This window comes from Bacillus cereus group sp. N8, assembly GCF_016483685.1.
GTDB classification, from domain to species: domain Bacteria; phylum Bacillota; class Bacilli; order Bacillales; family Bacillaceae_G; genus Bacillus_A; species Bacillus_A proteolyticus.
The window spans coordinates 140,545-158,201 of the sequence record NZ_JAEHBK010000008.1; the positions used below are offsets into that span (position 1 = coordinate 140,545).

A 17,657-nucleotide genomic window follows, 5' to 3' on the forward strand; every position below is an offset into this window, starting at 1 on the left:
TATAATAATATATAGTAAATAGTGGTGGATGTAGGAGGGAATTATGCAAAACGTTATATTAAAGGGAAACAAAGTTACAATTCGTACAATTGAAGAATCAGATATAAAAACATTATGGAATCTCATATTTAAAGAAGAAAATCCAGAATGGAAAAAATGGGATGCGCCGTATTTTCCGTTTTCAATGCAAGGATACTCGTCCTATAAAGAGAAGATGCAAACTCGTTTACGAGAAGAACCGCTGTCAAATTTAATTATAGAAAATAACGATCAAATTATAGGGACAGTCGGATTTTATTGGGAGCATAAACCGACGCGTTGGTTGGAGATGGGAATTGTTATTTATGATCCAACATACTGGAATGGTGGCTACGGTACAGAAGCATTAACATTATATAGGGACTTACTATTTGAAAATATGGAGATTGGTAGAGTGGGGCTTACAACTTGGTCTGGCAATGAAAGAATGATGAAAGTAGCAGAGAAAATAGGAATGAGCTTAGAAGGTAGAATGCGAAAATGCCGATACTATAACGGAACATACTATGATTCTATTCGAATGGGAATGATTCGTGAAGAGTGGGAAGTGTTATGTGCAACGAAGGAGTGAGGAAGCGTGTATGCTATTATTGCTACATTTGATGGTGTGTTTATTAATAAAGTTAGAGAATTGCAAAATGAATTAACGAATATAATTGGAACAAATGAACTAGCCGGAGTAGAACCGCATATAACATTGGCTGATTATAAGGAGTTAGATTTTAATTTATATACGAAGAAATTAGAGGAGTTTGTAGCTTTTCAAGAGAACATTGCTGCTGTAACTTTTTCTTCTGTTGGAACTTTTCCTACTAACGGAACGATCTTTCTAGCACCAAGCATTAATGATGAATTATTAAGACTTCATCATTCTTATCATGATAATTTCAAAACTTTTCATGGTAATCCACAGTCCTATTACGTTCCGGGAAAATGGATTCCGCATTGCACGATTGCAAATGGGTTAAATTCAAATCAATTTGTAAATGTAATGGAATATATATATGAAAAATTTGATGTTACAATAGCTTCGATTGAGAAGTTAAAATTAATTAAGGTAAATTATGAAGATGGTTTTGCCATTTCTTCTAGTATATTAGCAGAATATAATTTAAAGAGAATGGAGACATCGAGATGACATATGTAATTAGAGAAATGGAGCAAGAAGATATTCATGCTGTACAAAACGTAGCAAAAATAGCTTGGCATGATACTTACGAAGGAATTATTCCGAGAGAGATTCAAGATAGTTTTTTAGATGAAGCCTATTCTGATGAAAAAATGAAATATCGTCTTAAAAATACACATTTATTCGTTGCAGAAGAAGAGGGAGAAGTAATTGGATTTGCGAATTTTTCACCTGTTAGACTGCAAAACGAAGCAGAATTAGGTGCGATTTATTTGTTGCCAGATCAGCAAGGAAAAGGGATAGGGAGTGCTTTATTACAAAGAGGGGTTAAGGCATTAAAAGGGATCCGAAAACTGTACATACATGTAGAAGCAGCAAATGAAAAAGGAAAGCGCTTTTATGAAGCGAAAGGTTTTGCGGAATTAGAGCAATTTGAAGAGGATTTTGAAGGACATATGATGCAGACAGTAAGGATGGTTTTATACATATAGGGGGGAGCTGAAATGAAAATATTTGACTTTAGCGAAAAAGTGGGAAAGCACATATCAGTATTTCAATCTAATTTCATAATGTCGAAAATATTAAACCATCAAGGGAATATACATATCGGTGCTATGCATTTACAAGATAATGGAATTATCGGATATCATGAAGCAGTTGTATCTCAACTGCTTCTTATTGTGGACGGCGAAGGATATGTATGCGGGGCAGATAAAGAAAAAGTGAAGGTGGAAGCTGGACAAGCTGTGTTTTGGGAGAAGGGTGAGTTTCATGAGACGAGTACGGAAAAGGGCTTGATGGCAATTGTAATTGAGTCGGAGGAACTTGACAAAGGAGTTTTAATGAAAGAAGTGGGAAATTTTGATGATTAAGGTGTGTAAGGAGGAGATTACTATGCGCAAAGTTACGCAAATAGTAATATGTGCAGCGGCAGCGCTATTAATCACACTCGCTATGATAAATGGAGAAACGTGGAAAGAAAAAATTGTTATTTCACTAGCCGTTCTTATATTTACTGGATTTTCTCTAGTATGGAACTCATTTGTTATAAATCTTATAGAGAAATTTAATAGAAAAAGGAGTAAATAAATGCGACATTTCAAGCAAATGAGAACTATATATTTAATAACAGTACTATTATTGCATTACTTTCATTATTTTTTCCGCAGTCATTAGGAGATCGTATACTTACTTTCTTTTTTGTACTTGTTTTTGGCGGATTAGCAATTGGATTTACCTATTTAATGGACTTTATTGGAAAACAAAAGATAAAAGGGAATGACAATGAAGCTTTTACAAGTGGGAACAGTAGTAAAGCTTAAGAGTGTAGATTTGTAAAATTTGAGAAGACGGATAAGGAGAAATAGGATGATGAAAATTGCAAGAATCGTAATGATAATAGCAATTGTAATAGTAATAGTAATCATTGCAGGACTAATAGCTCCATTTTCGTTAAAAGAAAAAATCGTACATACATTAGGTATGTTTGTTTATGGTGCAATTGGGCTAGGTGGAATTACTTTATTAGATAACATTATTAAAAAACAAAGAAAAGAGGAATAAAAGAAAATTTAACCAATTGGAAAAGTAATTGGTGGTCTATTTGTAAAGTTAAAAAACAAGGGGAATAAGAAAATGTTAAAATCGTCAAAAATCATTAAAATTATTGGGTTTATAGCAATGGCTATTGCTAGTTTGTTTTTTCCTTTCGATTTAAAAGGGAAAATAATTACTTTCACTTTTATACTTGTATTGGGTGTAATGTCTCTTGGGACTACAAGCTTAGTAGAATATATAACTAATAAATTTAGAGAGAGATAGAAATAATTAGTTTGTTTAAAAAAGGAAGGATCTAATTTATTAATAGGTATATTCTGCTAATAATTAATATTGGTGAATGAAATCTTTTCATAAATTAGATTGCATTCTAGTTGTAGGAGACCATGATCTGATAGCAAAAGGAGAAGTTTGACTAGGTACATCTGGCTTAAGAGTGTAATTAGATGCTGAGACAGGCAAGGTACTTTGGAGAGATTTATAAAAGTTGAAAAAACAAAGGAAGGAAGCTGAGATGGATCCAATTAAAATGGGGAAATATATTACATATGTTGCAGTCGCGATACTTCTTATATTTTCTATGTTATTGCCATATAGCCTACCTAAAAAGATTGCTCTTATTATTTTTGTTTTAATTTTAGGAGCTATTTCATTGGGAGCGAATAAAGTGGTAGGACGAATCCATAACAAATTTAAACAATAATAAAGTTTGAAAAAGGATAGGGATAATCCGATATTAATTAGGAAAAGAAACGGGAGTATACGTTAGAGATGGTTATGGGAAAGGTAGTACCTTAAGAGAGGAACATATTAATATGCAATCATTTAAGGCTGGAAAATATATTACATATGTTGCAATTGCTATATTACTTGTAGTTGCTATTACGTCTCCTTATGAATTACCTAAAAAGATTGGCTTTATTATAGGTGTTCTTATTTTAGGAGCTTGTGCACTTGGTGCTAATAAGCTTTACGAACGGATGTATAGTAAATTTAATAATAAATCAGACTAATACAATAGAGGAAAATTATCACGATAATTTCTCCCATTAAGAGCGATTTCAGGAAGAGTAGCCCACACAGGACCGACTAAAACGAGATATTGATATGATTTCTAGTAATTGGTTGGGCTCAACCTATATGAAATTTAATACGGATTTCCGTGATTCATCATTTAAAACGGCACAATTTATAACCATATTAGAGCCACTTGAGAAGTTTCTTCTTGATTCTGCTAACAAGTTTGAACAGGTAGATAATATGGATGTTGCTATTGCGATGGCTTCTGGTATTCTTAATAAAAATAATGATAAAGTCGAATATCTTACAGGTTCGTCTGAAGTGGTCAAAGGGAATCGAGTTGGAGGGAAATTAGAAGGTTACACTACTAAACACAACTACTGACATCGGAAAAGGGACAACAATAAACAATAAATTGATGACTGCAAATTTAGAAGCTAACTTTAGTTTGGATACAAAGACTATAAAGGAGGATATCACCACAGGTGGTCTGTTTGGTTTTAAAGCAGAAGCTTCAAATTTAGAAAGTAATATTGAAAAAAAAGATTTTATTGGAGAGAACACTAGATTAACATCAAAATATCAAAATTTTAATTTGGCATTGGGGATTGATGAATACACTTTTAAAGCGGAAGCTGGATATACAGCACATAAATATGAAGCGTTATTTAAAAAAGTTGATATACCTGACATTATCCCGTATTTCCGTGACAATGACTTTACTATGCGTTTTGAACTTGGAGCTGGCAATTTCGGTTTCAAGGTTCACGCCGGTGCTGAGAATGGGTTTTATACTCCTGTATATAAAGACTTTGCTGTTGGATTTTTTGTGAAACGAGATGAAAAGGAGTAGACATATGAGACCGATCAAACAAATGAGAACACTATATTTTATAGGAGTACCTATCGTTGCTACTTTTTCTTTACTTATTCCACAGTCATTAGGGGCCCGTATTCTTACGTTTTTCTTAATACTTCTTTTTGGTGGAATAGGAGTGGGTTTTACATACCTAATAGAATTTATCGGAAAAAAAGTAGGAGATTATTGGGGGGGAACTAAAAAATAAATGAAAGTTGCTGATGGAGAGAATAGGCTAATAATTCTATTTCCATCCAAAGAATAAACACATTAGTGTAGTTGCTTATGGTGCAATTGGACTAGGTGGAATTACTCTAATTGATTATCTTATTAAAAAGAAAAGGAGCAAAAATAAATGAAACTATTACCTATCGGCTCAGTTGTTAAACTAGAAGATTTAGAACAAGTCATTATGATCATTGGAAGAATGGTTGTATCAGCAGATAAACGTGATTTTGATTATGCGGGTGTTCCTTATCCAGTTGGTTATCTAGGTGATGAAAAAGTATTATGCTTTAATCACGATAAGGTTGTAGAGGAAATGCATAGAGGGTATATGACTGAGAGTGAATTAGTTTTACGTGAGAAATTATTAGCATTGTAGATTAGTTAAAAAATACATATAGATTTAAAAAACACGATAGGGGAAACAAAATGGGAAAGATAATGAGAACTCTTGTAATCATAGGTATACTTATTCCTCCGGTACTACTGTGGAGTGCGCCTGATATTCCTCTAAATGATAAATTGCTGTTTACAGGTTTACAACTAACTGTAGGATTCACCACAGTAGTAGTGTTAGAGGTTATATTTAGAAATCGAAAAAAGAAGAGGGCAAAATAGAAATAGATTGTATGGAATAACAGTTGAAAATATGTAACATGTATGACTAATAGTTTTACTTGGGAGGTGACCTACTGGTTGCCTCTTTTAACGTTATAGTTATAGTTTTATCTGAAAAAGAAAAAAAGAGCAAAGATATGCTTAAACAAGGCAGATTTATGATTATTATTGGCACAATGGTACTTGTTATTGCAGGGTGGTTTTTCCCATTTAATTTATGGCAGAAACTATTTTTCAGTATTGGTATGATTGGTATTGGGATGTTGGCATATGGACGTTCAGTATTATTTAATCGTTTAGCTAAAAAAATTACAAATAGAGGTGAATAAACACCTAGGAATTTTTTATTGATTGGGAAATGATAATAATAAATTTTCCATAAGAGTTGGAGAGAGCTTTACTTTAATTAGTAAGTAGCGAACATCATCTTATGGTTTTGAAATTGAAGGATATTTTTTGAAAGTGAAGTGTACTATATTACGGTTAATGATACGAATGTGAATGTGTGTTAATTTAATGAAAAAAGCCGCCTATTACAGGCGATCTTTTGTACTATATGTAACATTATTTAATTATTATTTTTTTCGCTTATTAATTTTGTATGCTCATTTAACCAAATATCTATTAGTTTTCGTAATGTAATAGTTTCTATTTCAAGAGGGATTCCATCTTCATCATACTTATTAAATATAAAAGTTTTATCTTTTCGAACATCTGCTCCGAAAATATTCGCACTTATTTTTTCATGATCACTTTTTTCGTTTAAAACTTTATCTACAGTTTCTGCTATCCAATCACCGAATGGGGATACCTCCACATTTAAAAAAGCTTCTAAAATATCGAATTCTTTTTGTAATCTAATAACTAAGCTACCTGTACTAAGTAATTCGAATTTGTAATCCATATTATTTTCTCCTTCCAAAAATTAATTTATCGACCTTGTCTTGGAAATGCAGAAATAATTTTACCATTAATAAGATGTAGGGTGAAATATGGATAACGATAAACATCATTAAGAGTGAAAGGTATCAACGAACGGATTGAACAAAAACATTTCTCATTATACGTCTCAAACCTCTAAAGTATCGTAATTAAGCGAACAAAGCTTTTTATTATCGATACATCTTCCGCATCCTAATATCTTTAAATCCTAATCGTTTATAAATTCGTCCAGCAGCTGGGCTGTTATAAAATAAGTAAAGCGTACGGCTTTCATTCGTAAAGTCTTGAATCATTTTCTATAATATGAGCGAAGCATATCCTCTTCCTCGATAATTTTGGTGTGTACATACGCCAACGACCATAGCGGATAATGAATTTTCAGCAGAAGTGGAGGCGGAGGTTAAGCCTGATGAGGTGTTATCAATGAGTGACCGCTCTTTTAGATATTCATTTAGGAAAATTATAGAGTTTACAAGCTTGTGAGTCAATAACTATCCAGTTAGAACTTGTGAGGTAGAGCTCTCTGGTTTAATGCTATCTAGTAAACTGAGTAGGTTACCTTGGTTAATATTTATACGAGAAGGAGATATCGTTTATTGAGTTATGGCCTGTTATAGTATAATAGTGGGATATTTTGATGAAAGGGGGAATTAAAGATAGATAATAGACTAATAGATGCTGGTTTTAAAGCAGGAGATTTTACGATTCATGAACAAGGACTTAAAGCTTAATTTGATGGAGACATAGATGGGGAGGCTAAATTTCTATTGAAAAATGAATTAAGTGTTGGTCTTGGTATTGGTTTGGGAATAAAGTTTGGTGTAGAGAAAGGTTAAATTGTTGTATTTATCAAGGAGGAATAGTTTTTGCTTTCATTACAGGTATAAATGTATTTTTTAATCATAACCAGATTGTTCATTTATTATTTAAGGGTTTTGAGACAGAGGATGATGAATTAGAATTAAGAAAAAATTATCTGAACTTTAATGAGAATGGAGAATATATTACATGATTTTAGGGATTTCATATTTTGATATTTTTTGTATTGTAGTGATTGTCTCGTTTTTCTTCATTTTTTGGAGATTGAATGTATGGTATAACAAAAAACACAATGTTCCTAAGGTTTTTCAATGGTTTCCTAGAAAATGGGGTAAAAGAAAAGTTTCAGAGCATTTATCACAATTAAATGAAAAGCTAGCGGCTGAAGGTAAAGGTATTTGGGTTACAATCTATGCTATAGATTTATACATTGTAACTATTCCTTGTACAGTTAAAAAATATAAATCTTAATACATATAGTAAAAAAAGACCTTAAAAATAACTAAAAAAGTCGATTTTTTGAGATGGAAATTGGCTTTTTTACTAAGTGACATTTCCTTAGCATTGTAAATTTGCATTTTGCTTACGCTTATACATGGCCGGTGAACATAACGTCCTATTATTGTTGGCAAGGACAAGGGGAAATCCTACCCTCAAAAGGATTCTGCCTTTTTCTTTTTATATAATTCTATGCAACTTTATATGTATTCCTATCCTAGCGTAGGTTTTAGTGTTCCCGTTTGTTACTGAATTAGCCAAAAAACTGTATGAAATCTTGCATGCTCTTAACGTGGCTTTTTCAAAAATACTGGCGATTCCCTAATAGTGTGTGCTCCTCATCAGTTTAATCTTGTAGGAAATTCAACGATGTTACTCCGCAATTGCATAATTCGCTCTACATCATCTAGTGTGGCAAGTTTAATTGTTTCTTGGACAGGCGTACTAGGTAAGTTGGTATCATTTAGACATTCGCAAAAATACATTTCATTTTTGTCACCTAGTTGTATACGTGGAGCGGTTTCAAATCGTTCTACAATAGTTGACTTACCAGAGAGTTTCAGTGGCTTATATGAGGAAAGAAGTGCCTCATAGTCAGCGACCATAAACTCTCCTTTACTATACGGTATAAATGCATCATGGAAGCGGAATAAAATCGATTTTAATGCTCCACGCTCATTAAATACTCCCCATAATTCTTGAAAGTCTGTTTCATAACCGAAAGCTTCTATATCTCCAATAATAAACAAGTTAAGGACTGCTTCTTCTTTTAGAAATGTGAGTACTTGTTCATGATCTTTCTTTGTTAATTTTCGCATCATAACGAATTGACCTCTTTTTATTTTTTTGAATATTACAACTTAAGTTTTTTGAAATCAATATAAAAATTTATGTTTAGTTCACAAAGTTTCGGAAAAACTAGGAAAGATATGACAAAGGAGGTTATGAACGGTGGATCATCCAATTCAAGGATTAATGAAAGCAGCAATGGAAAATTTGAAGGAAATGGTCGATGTAAATACGATTGTTGGAGAGCCTGTTCAAACGGCTGACGGTGGTGTAGTGTTAACGGTTTCTAAAGTAGCGTTCGGTTTTGGAGCAGGAGGTTCTGATTTCCAGACGAATGATGGACAAAGAGCGAATGGTAACCCTGCATTTGGTGGCGGTAGCGCGGGTGGAGTTTCAATTACACCGGTAGCATTTCTAGTTGTGAATAAAGACGGGGTAAATATTCTTCATTTACAAAATGCGACACATTTAGCGGAAAAAATGATTGAATTAGCTCCACAAACAATTGATAAAATCCAATCGATGTTCCCAAAAGAAGAAAAGAAAGAGGAAAATCATCACCCTCAAAACCCAGATGATATCCTTTAAAAACGCCTGCTTATGAGCAGGCGTTTTTTCTTGTAATCAGTATGTAATAAAACACATGAAATTGTAAATAGTTTTTGAAGTTTTTTCTATGTTTCTAAAATTTTTCATGTTAAAATATGCTATAGAATTGAAACATATAAAACGAAGGTGGCTGGGTGCTTTGTCTGGAGGATCTGACCAAGTAAACAATATGATATATATTAATGGTAATCGTCGGGGTCATTGTTTTATTACATCTGGAATTACGTTTAAAGAGTTTGCAAGTAACATCCCTTCACCGCTTCATCAAGTATTACTTTTAAAGCATAATTTTGAGTGGACAGATTTTCATTATCATACTTTATTTGAATATGTCGAGGAAGAAAACATACATAAACTCATTCAAGCAGAGATTGATGAATTTGATGAATTTTGTTGGGTAGATTTTGATGATGCAAGCGATTTAGATGAGTTAGAGCCAAAAGAAATTGCAGAATTATTATATTTGGCTCACAAAAAAGAACCACTTGGAAGAACGTTCTTCCCGTTACTGAAAAATAGATTCGTTTATTTTTCACATGATGACGGTTGGTACAACAAAGTGTACTACCGTAGAATCGGTGATTTTGTAGGAATGCTAAGTAAAGTAATTCCATATAAACTCGGTTCGTTTGGAAAGAAACGTTTTACTTTCTTCCAAAAATCAAAAATTTTCCCAGCAATTTCAAAGGAAGTTATCCTTGGGCTTGTTCCGTTAATGGAAGATGGATTATACATTGATTTAGCGGGGAAAATTGAGTCAAGAAGAGGTCTTGAAATTCCAGTATATGTAGTAGGATCATTCGAAAGTACGGATGAGGTACTAGATAATATCGATGAATTGAAAGCGGACGCAACAGAAACAGGTTGGCTCATTTTTGATAAGAAAGAACAAGAGTGGCAATGGGTAGTAGACTAAGAAAACTTGGCGCATGAAGTCAAGTTTTCTTGTCTTTTGAAAGGAGAACAAATGCAGAAATATTATACAATTGTGGGTATGGTAAGTATTATTCTCGTGGCGATATTACTTATAACTTGTCCGAAAGAATCAGATTTCAAGTTGTATTTAGAGGATAAGTATGCATTGAAATGTGACGAGAGTAGCTTTGAATGCACGCAAAATGTAGATGGAAAAAAAGAGAAATTACAGTTTGAAAGTATTGATGCACGAAATGGTGTTTTCTTTATGACTGTAAAGCAAACGTATAAAACAGAAGCTGGTGTTACAAAAGAATATAGCGGAGTAGGGATGTTTGGTACATTTCTTTTTGTTTCAGAGAAGACTTTCTAGTAATAGAAGGTCTTTTTTTTATGCTTATGTTCATATAGATGAAGTAAGACAAGCATAGGAGGGGTATTAATGAAGAAGGAATGTATCGTTTGTGGTGGTGAGGAGTTTTTTTCTTCAACGTTATATGCACGTACGAAACAAGATTGGGCATATGCACCTAACATGTATCGATTTGAAAAAGTGTTTATTGAGCATCGGGATGAAGAAAATTATCCAGTCTTTCAAGAAATTACAGCGAAGCATTGTTGTGGATGCGGTCATATTATGTTGTATCATGAATGAACACACCAAGTATAACTTGGTGTGTTTTTTTTAAAACGCTGACAAAGCAAGCGGATAAAGTAAAGTAAATAAAACAGAAAAACTACCAAAGCCAATTGCTGTATACCCGAGTGTTCTCGCTCCGAAATTGACAGCTAATAAGCCAATTAAAATCGCAAGTGAGCCGAGTGTAACAGGATAAAAAGCGATGGAGAATAACGAAAGAAATAAAGCGACATAGCCAACCATTGCACCGGTATTTGTACCTTCTATTTCATTTGCAATTTCTTTACGCTTATGTCTAATTGGAATGCCAGCTGGTGATATTTCAGCTGCATACTCTTCGTTTTTTTCACCACTTTTAAAATGATGATTTCTCTTTCTTCGCATGTACATCCCTCTCTTTCAATTGGGTGTACCTATAGTATCTTTCATAAAGAGAAGAACATGAGTATGAGTTAAACCCAAGTAAAGAAAAAATTGGAGAATAAAGATTCCATCGCTAGCTTGTACATCTCCTTATGAAGATAAACAGGAATTTTGGAAAATGATGTAGAATGAAATGAATGATAATACGTGAAGGTAGGGGAATGTATGACGAAATTTAATTGGCACGAATCAGCAGAGAAGAAATGGGATAGTAGTGCAGAATTTTGGAATCAAAATAGTCAAGAGATGTGGGACAGTGGTAGCAGAAGTACAATTATTCCATTTTTTGAGCAGTACGTGGAGCAAGAAGCTCAAGTGCTCGATGTTGGTTGTGGTGATGGATACGGTACATATAAATTAAGTCGCGCGAACTATAAAGCAGTTGGAGTAGATTTATCGGAAGTTATGATTCAAAAAGGTAAAGAACGCGGAGAAGGGCCAAATTTATCTTTTGTGAAGGGGGATCTTTCTTCCTTACCTTTTGAAAATGAACAATTTGAAGCGATTGTGGCAATTAATTCATTAGAATGGACCGAGAATCCATTATTAGCATTAAATGAAATAAAGCGTGTTTTAAAGAAAGATGGTCATGCATGTATTGCGATTTTAGGACCGACAGCAAAGCCTCGTGAGAACAGTTATCCCCGTTTATACGGCAAAGACGTTGTTTGTAATACGATGATGCCTTGGGAATTTGAACAGTTAGCGAAAGAACAAGGTTTTGAAATTGTAGATGGCATCGGTGTGTATAAGCGCGGAGTAAATGAGAAGATGTTAGGTCAACTACCTACAGAGTTACAACAATCATTAACATTCTTATGGGTATTTATGTTAAAAAACGTATAAAGAAAAGAAAGAATTTTTAGGAGGTAAATAAGTGCAGAAAATACAAAAAACTGATACAATATCATCAGAACCAATTAAAGGGGGACTAGGGTATATGACAACTACTACAACAGTTAAATCCGATATTGAAATCGCACAAGAAGCGAGTATGAAGAAGATTCAAGAAATTGCAGCTGATTTAAATATTTTAGAAGATGAATTAGAGCCATACGGGCATTATAAAGGTAAGTTATCTCTTGATATTTTTAAGCGCTTACAGGATGAAAAAGACGGTAAAGTTGTTTTAGTAACAGCGATTAACCCAACTCCAGCTGGAGAAGGTAAATCAACAGTAACAGTTGGTTTAGGTCAAGCTTTTAATAAAATTGGTAAGAAAACAGTAATTGCACTTCGCGAACCATCTCTTGGACCAACGATGGGACTAAAAGGCGGAGCCGCAGGTGGTGGTTTTTCACAGGTTGTACCAATGGAAGACATTAACCTTCACTTTACTGGAGATATCCATGCGATCACAACTGCCAATAACGCGTTAGCGGCGTTTATTGATAATCATATCCAACAAGGAAACACACTTGGAATTGATACGCGTAAAATCGTTTGGAAACGCTGTGTTGACTTAAATGATCGTGCTCTTCGTAATGTAGTAATTGGCCTTGGTGGACCGGTTCAAGGTGTACCACGTGAAGATGGTTTTGATATTACAGTAGCATCTGAAATTATGGCCGTATTCTGCCTTGCAACAGATATTCAAGATTTGAAAGCGCGTCTATCTCGCATTGTTGTCGCTTATAATTTTGCAAATCAACCTGTAACGGTTAAAGATTTAGGTGTAGAAGGTGCGTTAACATTATTATTAAAAGACGCATTAAAACCGAACTTAGTACAAACATTAGAAAATACACCAGCTATCATTCATGGCGGACCATTTGCGAATATCGCTCACGGTTGTAACAGTGTTATTGCTACGACAATGGCAGCAAAATTAGGTGATTATGTTATTACAGAAGCTGGATTCGGTGCAGATTTAGGCGCAGAGAAGTTTTTAGATATTAAAGCTCGTGCAGCTGGTATTAAACCAGAAGCAGTTGTTATTGTTGCGACTATTCGTGCGCTTAAAATGCATGGTGGCGTAGCGAAAGATCAATTAAAAGAAGAAAATGTAGATGCATTAGCAAAAGGTATGGAAAACTTACAGAAGCATGTTGAAACAATTCAAAGCTTCGGTGTTCCTTTCGTAATTGCTATTAACAAATTCATTACTGATACAGATGCGGAAGTTACATACTTACAAGAATGGTGCAATGAGCGTGGCTATGCAGTATCCTTAACAGAAGTTTGGGAGAAGGGTGGCCAAGGCGGAGTTGATCTTGCTGAAAAAGTACTAAAAGAAATCGAAAAAGGTGAGAACAACTACGCACCACTTTACGAATTAGAATTACCATTGGAAGAAAAAATTCGTACAATTGCTCAAAAAGTTTATGGTGCAAAAGATATCGAATTTGCTCCGAAAGCACGTAAGCAATTAGCTCAATATGAAGGAGAAGGTTGGAGTAACCTACCAGTTTGTATGGCGAAAACACAATACTCTCTTTCTGATGATGCAACGAAATTAGGTCGCCCATCTGACTTTATCGTTACAATTCGTGAATTAAAACCATCTATCGGTGCAGGGTTTATTGTTGCGTTAACAGGAACAATGTTAACAATGCCAGGTCTTCCGAAACAGCCAGCTGCGCTGCAAATGGATGTAAATGAAGATGGAAAAGCAGTAGGTTTATTCTAAAAGGTTGTAATTCATCTCGTTTATCTGTAAACTATATATACATCAAGTGGCGCCTTTCCATCGAAAGGCGCCTGTTTTTTGGAGGAAATTATGTTTGATCCAACTGCTTTTGAAAATTTAAAGGTAATTGTGGAAGGAGCTGTCTATGATTTCGATTTACACGGTGATATTCTCGTAACAGATCGAAAAGATGTGATGGACCTTGCTTCATTAAGTCGTATGTATAGTATTTCATTTCAACTAACAGAACCATTTAAAACAATGGTAGAGGCGACATTTTCACTATCTGTTGATGCAAAGAATTTATCAGGTGAAATATTAGAAGTACCTCAGTTTATACCAGGTTGTGAAATGAAGCTGGAATTCTCGTTCGAAATGGAACAACCAGAGGTAGGATGCGAAGAAATTGAAACTTTATTGTATTCTATATGGGGAAAAGAGCGAATGATTACGCAGAAAATTTCATACGAATATAATAAGCAAGCGATTTCATATCATAATAAGGTAGAGGTTCTATTTCAAAAAGCAATTACAGAAGACCATGTTGATGATTTAATAGCTGTTATTTCACACATGATAGAAACGGTGCGAACAATACAACATTTTCTTCAAAAATAGAGATAAAGGAGAAAAACAAATGATAAAAGATATGCAACCATTTTTACAACAAGCTTGGGAGAAGGCTGGTTTTAAAGAATTAACTGAAATTCAAAAACAAGCGATTCCAACTATTTTAGAAGGACAAGACGTTATTGCTGAATCTCCAACTGGAACAGGAAAAACATTAGCGTACTTATTACCACTTCTACATAAAATTAATCCTGAAATTAAACAACCTCAAGTTGTAATTTTAGCGCCAACTCGTGAACTTGTAATGCAAATTCATGAAGAGGTTCAAAAATTTACAGCAGGAACTGATATTTCAGGTGCATCTTTAATTGGTGGTGCAGATATTAAGCGCCAAGTTGAAAAATTAAAGAAACACCCGAGAGTAATTGTCGGTTCACCAGGCCGTATTTTAGAACTAATTCGTATGAAAAAGCTAAAAATGCATGAAGTGAAAACAATTGTATTTGATGAGTTTGATCAAATTGTAAAGCAAAAAATGATGGGTGCTGCACAGGATGTAATTAAATCAACGATGCGTGATCGTCAATTAGTATTCTTCTCAGCGACAATGACAAAAGCGGCAGAAGATGCAGCACGTGATTTAGCAGTTGAACCACAATTAGTACGTGTAACACGTGCAGAGTCAAAAAGCTTAGTTGAGCATACGTATATCGTTTGTGAGCGACGCGAAAAAAATGATTACGTAAGAAGAATTATGCATATGGGCGATGTAAAAGCAGTTGCTTTCTTAAATGACCCATTCCGTTTAGATGAAATTACTCAGAAATTGAAATTCCGTAAAATGAAAGCAGCAGCTCTTCATGCAGAGGCAAGTAAGCAAGAGCGTGAAGCAACGATGCGTGCATTCCGCGGTGGGAAATTAGAAATTCTACTTGCTACTGATATTGCAGCACGTGGAATAGATATTGATGATTTAACACATGTAATTCACTTAGAGTTACCTGACACTGTAGACCAATACATTCACCGCTCAGGACGTACTGGACGTATGGGTAAAGAAGGAACAGTAGTTTCTCTTGTAACACAACAAGAAGAACGTAAATTACTGCAATTTGCGAAAAAATTAGGTATCGTGTTTACGAAACAAGAAATGTTCAAAGGAACATTTGTAGAATCGAAACCACAAGAACCAAAGAAAAAGAAACCAGCATTTACTGGGAAGAAAAAGCCTAGATAAATAATGAAGAAGGCGTAACTATTTGTAGTTACGCTTTTTTGTTTGAGTTAATATGCTCATTTTAGGTAACTAAATATTTCCTCTTAAAAATATATAAAAAGATTATTTACTAACTTGAATTTTTTTAAGTCAATTCAAGGATTTATTAGTATAATTAATGGTGTATTCCATTTTATGGATTAACTTATTGATATAGGGTCTATGTTTTGGGGTATTTGCTTTTCTTAGCTTGATGGGCATGTGAAGGGACCCCTTATTGAACTAACGGGTGTTTTAGTTGAACAACATTTAAACAACTTTATTATCACTTTACATTCTGATGGATATTCTTGAAAAGGGAGTAATGTTGTATGAAATCAATAAATGTAAATGGGACTATATATCATATTGAATCTGTTCCTTTTGAAGATAAGAGTGAGCAGGATGAAGAGGGATACTACGAATATTTTTACAAAGGAGTCAATTTATCGTTTCACTCTGACAAAGAAGTAATTAAAGCCCGAATTTATGACGAGGAAGAAATAATATATTTCTTAAAAAATCCAATTCTTGCTTTTGGTAAAGATTTTGAAGCGATAAAGGTATATATAATTAAAGAATATGATGTAAATAAATTTAAGATTCCAGGTGGAGAAAAAGCCTATATAGAGTTATAGCCATAATTGATCTTTATCTTTACCATAATATATTAAATGCAAAAGGTAGATAGTTATATGATTCGTGAAGCTGAACCAAAGGACGGTAATATAATTGAAAATCTATTTTTAAAAATTGGTTGTTCCCCAAAACGACAAAAATGAACTGAATGATCATAAATAATTGTAAAGAGATAAAAATTTTGTTTAGGGGGGACTTCATAACCGTAGCTTGATAGCGGTGGGATACAGGCACATTATTGCTACTAAGCAATGGTTCTTAAGTTCCCCATAGCAAAAAGATAACTTTTTAATGACTAGCGATTTATAAGCATTCAACTGAATGAAAAAGGAATAATAATAGTACCTGTAGAAAGCTACATAGAATATAAAAACCATTAGGGGGAAAACAAATGATTCATAAAGTTGGACAAATTATGTTATACGTAAATAATCAAGATGAGGCAGTAAATTTTTGGACTGAAAAAGTAGGATTTCATGTAGTTGCAGAGGAAGATAACAAGCAAGGGATGAGATGGATTGAAATTGCTCCAACAAACGATGCGGAAACAGGTATTATACTACATAATAAAGAAGTTATTTCTAAAATGAGTCCAGAATTGAATCTTGGTACACCGTCTTTAATGTTCTTCTCGGAAAATCTTGACCAACTATATAAAGATTTAACAAATAAAAATGTTACAGTTGGCGAAATGGTAACTATGCCTTCTGGTAAAGTATTTAACTTTGCTGATAGTGAAGGGAATTATTTTGCAGTAATGGAAAAGAAAAAATAATTATATTGTTATGTGAAAATCCCCCTCGTAAATAATGAGGGGGATTAAATATTTGAAGTGAATTTTTTATTAGCGAGTTGTTCTATAAAAAATGTTCCTTTTTCAATTGCAGTCTCAATATAACCAACGATTTGATCAAATGAAAACACTTGTAACTCTTCATGCAAATGTTGCTCAGGATATAGCATATCTTCAAAAATATATTGCCGAAAAGCTAAAACATTCTCTCTAGAAACCTCATCGATATTCACAATGGTAGTCTCTTGATTAAGAAGGGAGAAGAGTTGTTGTTCTTTATCGTAATGATGCAACAACTTTGCGTTCAATAATTTAAAATCGTTATAGTACATAGGTGCAATAGTTTCGTCGTTTTCCATTCTGTTTTTAAGCCAAGGTAGAAAAAAGCCGCTTAGCCAATTATCATCGGCAATGAGGTGGGTATAATAACCTAAAATATAAGGGGAATCCATATGATTTTCGTATTTATGAATAAATGAATCAAAATCTATTCTTCTCGTATAGTTCTTCGTGGTACCAGCGTAAAAATGTGAAGTTCCTTTTTTTTCTTTTGAATGAACAGCATCAGGAGCTACACCACCAAGTAAGAAAGAAGTTTTGTCTGGAATAGATAGTTTTTCGGCAATCCCGCTCGCGATAATGATATGCATAATTCGTGATCCCATGAATAACACCTCTATTTCATGTAT

29 protein-coding genes and 3 pseudogenes are annotated in these 17,657 nt (G+C 33.9%); 27 read left to right on the forward strand and 5 right to left on the reverse strand.

Going from position 1 to position 17,657, the window contains the following annotated elements:
• The first annotated feature begins 43 nt into the window (after positions 1-43).
• The 16 genes and pseudogenes from JDS80_RS14695 to JDS80_RS14760 all read left to right on the forward strand — a co-directional run bounded on the left by JDS80_RS14695 (position 44) and on the right by JDS80_RS14760 (position 5,776).
• Positions 44-610, forward strand: coding sequence for a GNAT family N-acetyltransferase (locus tag JDS80_RS14695; protein ID WP_199638990.1), 567 nt, complete (start codon positions 44-46; stop codon positions 608-610).
• A 6-nt stretch (positions 611-616) separates the two neighbouring features.
• Positions 617-1,177: a 2'-5' RNA ligase family protein gene (locus JDS80_RS14700; RefSeq protein WP_098890057.1), complete on the forward strand. Its 561-nt coding sequence runs from the start codon at positions 617-619 to the stop codon at positions 1,175-1,177.
• The gene (locus tag JDS80_RS14705) at positions 1,174-1,659 is read left to right on the forward strand and encodes a GNAT family N-acetyltransferase (RefSeq protein WP_199638992.1); all 486 of its coding nucleotides are present in this window, start codon (positions 1,174-1,176) and stop codon (positions 1,657-1,659) included. The genes JDS80_RS14700 and JDS80_RS14705 overlap by 4 nt, the downstream gene beginning before the upstream one ends.
• Before the next feature lie 12 nt (positions 1,660-1,671).
• Complete coding sequence (locus tag JDS80_RS14710; protein ID WP_098890059.1) at positions 1,672-2,040, forward strand: cupin domain-containing protein; 369 nt, start codon at positions 1,672-1,674, stop codon at positions 2,038-2,040.
• Between the two features lie 22 nt (positions 2,041-2,062).
• Positions 2,063-2,257: a hypothetical protein gene (locus JDS80_RS14715; protein WP_071769907.1), complete on the forward strand. Its 195-nt coding sequence runs from the start codon at positions 2,063-2,065 to the stop codon at positions 2,255-2,257.
• Positions 2,258-2,490, forward strand: a pseudogene (locus tag JDS80_RS31450) (hypothetical protein).
• 46 nt (positions 2,491-2,536) lie between these two features.
• Positions 2,537-2,731: a hypothetical protein gene (locus JDS80_RS14720; RefSeq protein ID WP_098890061.1), complete on the forward strand. Its 195-nt coding sequence runs from the start codon at positions 2,537-2,539 to the stop codon at positions 2,729-2,731.
• A 72-nt stretch (positions 2,732-2,803) separates the two neighbouring features.
• The gene (locus tag JDS80_RS14725) at positions 2,804-2,989 is read left to right on the forward strand and encodes a hypothetical protein (RefSeq protein WP_088007900.1); all 186 of its coding nucleotides are present in this window, start codon (positions 2,804-2,806) and stop codon (positions 2,987-2,989) included.
• 250 nt (positions 2,990-3,239) lie between these two features.
• The gene (locus tag JDS80_RS14730) at positions 3,240-3,428 is read left to right on the forward strand and encodes a hypothetical protein (protein ID WP_071745521.1); all 189 of its coding nucleotides are present in this window, start codon (positions 3,240-3,242) and stop codon (positions 3,426-3,428) included.
• Positions 3,429-3,540: 112 nt separating this feature from the next.
• The gene (locus tag JDS80_RS14735) at positions 3,541-3,738 is read left to right on the forward strand and encodes a hypothetical protein (RefSeq protein WP_098890062.1); all 198 of its coding nucleotides are present in this window, start codon (positions 3,541-3,543) and stop codon (positions 3,736-3,738) included.
• A 94-nt stretch (positions 3,739-3,832) separates the two neighbouring features.
• Entirely contained in the window at positions 3,833-4,129 is a 297-nt protein-coding gene (locus JDS80_RS31455; RefSeq protein ID WP_098890063.1) for a WXG100 family type VII secretion target, read from the forward strand.
• Between the two features lie 64 nt (positions 4,130-4,193).
• Entirely contained in the window at positions 4,194-4,598 is a 405-nt protein-coding gene (locus JDS80_RS31460) for a hypothetical protein (protein WP_242477361.1), read from the forward strand.
• 4 nt (positions 4,599-4,602) lie between these two features.
• A complete protein-coding gene (locus tag JDS80_RS14745) occupies positions 4,603-4,812 on the forward strand; it encodes a hypothetical protein (protein ID WP_098890064.1) in 210 nt (69 codons plus the stop codon).
• 147 nt (positions 4,813-4,959) lie between these two features.
• On the forward strand, positions 4,960-5,208 hold the full coding sequence (locus JDS80_RS14750; RefSeq protein WP_098890065.1) for a DUF4176 domain-containing protein: 249 nt from the start codon (positions 4,960-4,962) through the stop codon (positions 5,206-5,208).
• 50 nt (positions 5,209-5,258) lie between these two features.
• Positions 5,259-5,447: a hypothetical protein gene (locus JDS80_RS14755; RefSeq protein WP_000516419.1), complete on the forward strand. Its 189-nt coding sequence runs from the start codon at positions 5,259-5,261 to the stop codon at positions 5,445-5,447.
• A 137-nt stretch (positions 5,448-5,584) separates the two neighbouring features.
• A complete protein-coding gene (locus JDS80_RS14760) occupies positions 5,585-5,776 on the forward strand; it encodes a hypothetical protein (RefSeq protein WP_098890066.1) in 192 nt (63 codons plus the stop codon).
• Between the two features lie 239 nt (positions 5,777-6,015).
• Here JDS80_RS14760 and JDS80_RS14765 read toward each other — a convergent pair whose 3' ends face one another.
• The gene (locus JDS80_RS14765) at positions 6,016-6,351 is read right to left on the reverse strand and encodes a hypothetical protein (protein WP_098890067.1); all 336 of its coding nucleotides are present in this window, start codon (positions 6,349-6,351) and stop codon (positions 6,016-6,018) included.
• Between the two features lie 208 nt (positions 6,352-6,559).
• Positions 6,560-6,793, reverse strand: a pseudogene (locus JDS80_RS14770) (GNAT family N-acetyltransferase); the annotation flags it as partial.
• Between the two features lie 604 nt (positions 6,794-7,397).
• Between JDS80_RS14770 and JDS80_RS14775 the strand changes: the two are divergent.
• A complete protein-coding gene (locus JDS80_RS14775) occupies positions 7,398-7,679 on the forward strand; it encodes a hypothetical protein (protein WP_000600374.1) in 282 nt (93 codons plus the stop codon).
• A gap of 380 nt (positions 7,680-8,059) precedes the next feature.
• Here JDS80_RS14775 and JDS80_RS14780 read toward each other — a convergent pair.
• Positions 8,060-8,527 (reverse strand): annotated as a pseudogene (locus JDS80_RS14780) (GNAT family N-acetyltransferase); the annotation flags it as partial.
• Between the two features lie 130 nt (positions 8,528-8,657).
• Here JDS80_RS14780 and ytfJ point away from each other — a divergent pair.
• The 4 genes from ytfJ to JDS80_RS14800 all read left to right on the forward strand — a co-directional run bounded on the left by ytfJ (position 8,658) and on the right by JDS80_RS14800 (position 10,674).
• Positions 8,658-9,083: a GerW family sporulation protein gene (gene ytfJ, locus JDS80_RS14785; RefSeq protein ID WP_098890068.1), complete on the forward strand. Its 426-nt coding sequence runs from the start codon at positions 8,658-8,660 to the stop codon at positions 9,081-9,083.
• Between the two features lie 160 nt (positions 9,084-9,243).
• The gene (locus tag JDS80_RS14790) at positions 9,244-10,020 is read left to right on the forward strand and encodes a hypothetical protein (protein ID WP_000014098.1); all 777 of its coding nucleotides are present in this window, start codon (positions 9,244-9,246) and stop codon (positions 10,018-10,020) included.
• 51 nt (positions 10,021-10,071) lie between these two features.
• Positions 10,072-10,392, forward strand: a complete 321-nt coding sequence (locus JDS80_RS14795) for a hypothetical protein (protein WP_098890069.1) — start codon at positions 10,072-10,074, stop codon at positions 10,390-10,392.
• A 69-nt stretch (positions 10,393-10,461) separates the two neighbouring features.
• Positions 10,462-10,674, forward strand: a complete 213-nt coding sequence (locus JDS80_RS14800) for a hypothetical protein (protein ID WP_000711202.1) — start codon at positions 10,462-10,464, stop codon at positions 10,672-10,674.
• A gap of 30 nt (positions 10,675-10,704) precedes the next feature.
• On the opposite strand, the gene JDS80_RS14805 is transcribed toward JDS80_RS14800, so the two are convergent.
• Entirely contained in the window at positions 10,705-11,043 is a 339-nt protein-coding gene (locus JDS80_RS14805; protein WP_097903244.1) for a permease, read from the reverse strand.
• A 204-nt stretch (positions 11,044-11,247) separates the two neighbouring features.
• Here JDS80_RS14805 and JDS80_RS14810 point away from each other — a divergent pair, with 204 nt between their 5' ends.
• The 6 genes from JDS80_RS14810 to JDS80_RS14835 all read left to right on the forward strand — a co-directional run bounded on the left by JDS80_RS14810 (position 11,248) and on the right by JDS80_RS14835 (position 16,950).
• Complete coding sequence (locus JDS80_RS14810; RefSeq protein WP_098890070.1) at positions 11,248-11,928, forward strand: class I SAM-dependent methyltransferase; 681 nt, start codon at positions 11,248-11,250, stop codon at positions 11,926-11,928.
• 94 nt (positions 11,929-12,022) lie between these two features.
• Complete coding sequence (locus JDS80_RS14815; RefSeq protein ID WP_014482011.1) at positions 12,023-13,711, forward strand: formate--tetrahydrofolate ligase; 1,689 nt, start codon at positions 12,023-12,025, stop codon at positions 13,709-13,711.
• A 90-nt stretch (positions 13,712-13,801) separates the two neighbouring features.
• Positions 13,802-14,329, forward strand: coding sequence for a hypothetical protein (locus tag JDS80_RS14820; protein ID WP_071745458.1), 528 nt, complete (start codon positions 13,802-13,804; stop codon positions 14,327-14,329).
• Between the two features lie 19 nt (positions 14,330-14,348).
• Positions 14,349-15,518 carry a DEAD/DEAH box helicase gene (locus tag JDS80_RS14825; protein WP_098890071.1) on the forward strand — a complete coding sequence of 390 codons (1,170 nt, stop codon included), beginning with the start codon at positions 14,349-14,351 and terminating at the stop codon, positions 15,516-15,518.
• A gap of 350 nt (positions 15,519-15,868) precedes the next feature.
• Positions 15,869-16,174, forward strand: a complete 306-nt coding sequence (locus JDS80_RS14830; RefSeq protein WP_098890072.1) for a hypothetical protein — start codon at positions 15,869-15,871, stop codon at positions 16,172-16,174.
• 392 nt (positions 16,175-16,566) lie between these two features.
• Complete coding sequence (locus JDS80_RS14835; RefSeq protein WP_071745456.1) at positions 16,567-16,950, forward strand: VOC family protein; 384 nt, start codon at positions 16,567-16,569, stop codon at positions 16,948-16,950.
• Between the two features lie 44 nt (positions 16,951-16,994).
• Here JDS80_RS14835 and JDS80_RS14840 read toward each other — a convergent pair whose 3' ends face one another.
• Positions 16,995-17,633 carry a zinc dependent phospholipase C family protein gene (locus JDS80_RS14840; RefSeq protein ID WP_098890073.1) on the reverse strand — a complete coding sequence of 213 codons (639 nt, stop codon included), beginning with the start codon at positions 17,631-17,633 and terminating at the stop codon, positions 16,995-16,997.
• Positions 17,634-17,657: the final 24 nt, after the last annotated feature.

What these genes read in the sequence shown, in the direction of transcription:
- JDS80_RS14695 (WP_199638990.1), top strand. Translation starts at nt 44, where the DNA reads ATGCAAAACGTTATATTAAAGGGAAACAAAGTTACAATTCGTACAATT.
- JDS80_RS14810 (WP_098890070.1), top strand. Translation starts at nt 11,248, where the DNA reads ATGACGAAATTTAATTGGCACGAATCAGCAGAGAAGAAATGGGATAGT.
- JDS80_RS31455 (WP_098890063.1), top strand. Translation starts at nt 3,833, where the DNA reads ATGATTTCTAGTAATTGGTTGGGCTCAACCTATATGAAATTTAATACG.
- JDS80_RS14735 (WP_098890062.1), top strand. Translation starts at nt 3,541, where the DNA reads ATGCAATCATTTAAGGCTGGAAAATATATTACATATGTTGCAATTGCT.
- JDS80_RS14715 (WP_071769907.1), top strand. Translation starts at nt 2,063, where the DNA reads ATGCGCAAAGTTACGCAAATAGTAATATGTGCAGCGGCAGCGCTATTA.
- JDS80_RS14730 (WP_071745521.1), top strand. Translation starts at nt 3,240, where the DNA reads ATGGATCCAATTAAAATGGGGAAATATATTACATATGTTGCAGTCGCG.
- JDS80_RS14750 (WP_098890065.1), top strand. Translation starts at nt 4,960, where the DNA reads ATGAAACTATTACCTATCGGCTCAGTTGTTAAACTAGAAGATTTAGAA.
- JDS80_RS14720 (WP_098890061.1), top strand. Translation starts at nt 2,537, where the DNA reads ATGATGAAAATTGCAAGAATCGTAATGATAATAGCAATTGTAATAGTA.
- JDS80_RS14805 (WP_097903244.1), bottom strand. Translation starts at nt 11,043, where the DNA reads ATGCGAAGAAAGAGAAATCATCATTTTAAAAGTGGTGAAAAAAACGAA.
- JDS80_RS14830 (WP_098890072.1), top strand. Translation starts at nt 15,869, where the DNA reads ATGAAATCAATAAATGTAAATGGGACTATATATCATATTGAATCTGTT.
- JDS80_RS14800 (WP_000711202.1), top strand. Translation starts at nt 10,462, where the DNA reads ATGAAGAAGGAATGTATCGTTTGTGGTGGTGAGGAGTTTTTTTCTTCA.
- JDS80_RS14755 (WP_000516419.1), top strand. Translation starts at nt 5,259, where the DNA reads ATGGGAAAGATAATGAGAACTCTTGTAATCATAGGTATACTTATTCCT.
- JDS80_RS14705 (WP_199638992.1), top strand. Translation starts at nt 1,174, where the DNA reads ATGACATATGTAATTAGAGAAATGGAGCAAGAAGATATTCATGCTGTA.
- JDS80_RS14820 (WP_071745458.1), top strand. Translation starts at nt 13,802, where the DNA reads ATGTTTGATCCAACTGCTTTTGAAAATTTAAAGGTAATTGTGGAAGGA.
- JDS80_RS14825 (WP_098890071.1), top strand. Translation starts at nt 14,349, where the DNA reads ATGATAAAAGATATGCAACCATTTTTACAACAAGCTTGGGAGAAGGCT.
- JDS80_RS14840 (WP_098890073.1), bottom strand. Translation starts at nt 17,633, where the DNA reads ATGGGATCACGAATTATGCATATCATTATCGCGAGCGGGATTGCCGAA.
- JDS80_RS14775 (WP_000600374.1), top strand. Translation starts at nt 7,398, where the DNA reads ATGATTTTAGGGATTTCATATTTTGATATTTTTTGTATTGTAGTGATT.
- JDS80_RS14795 (WP_098890069.1), top strand. Translation starts at nt 10,072, where the DNA reads ATGCAGAAATATTATACAATTGTGGGTATGGTAAGTATTATTCTCGTG.
- JDS80_RS14815 (WP_014482011.1), top strand. Translation starts at nt 12,023, where the DNA reads ATGACAACTACTACAACAGTTAAATCCGATATTGAAATCGCACAAGAA.
- JDS80_RS14725 (WP_088007900.1), top strand. Translation starts at nt 2,804, where the DNA reads ATGTTAAAATCGTCAAAAATCATTAAAATTATTGGGTTTATAGCAATG.
- JDS80_RS14835 (WP_071745456.1), top strand. Translation starts at nt 16,567, where the DNA reads ATGATTCATAAAGTTGGACAAATTATGTTATACGTAAATAATCAAGAT.
- JDS80_RS14765 (WP_098890067.1), bottom strand. Translation starts at nt 6,351, where the DNA reads ATGGATTACAAATTCGAATTACTTAGTACAGGTAGCTTAGTTATTAGA.
- JDS80_RS14710 (WP_098890059.1), top strand. Translation starts at nt 1,672, where the DNA reads ATGAAAATATTTGACTTTAGCGAAAAAGTGGGAAAGCACATATCAGTA.
- JDS80_RS14745 (WP_098890064.1), top strand. Translation starts at nt 4,603, where the DNA reads ATGAGACCGATCAAACAAATGAGAACACTATATTTTATAGGAGTACCT.
- JDS80_RS14760 (WP_098890066.1), top strand. Translation starts at nt 5,585, where the DNA reads ATGCTTAAACAAGGCAGATTTATGATTATTATTGGCACAATGGTACTT.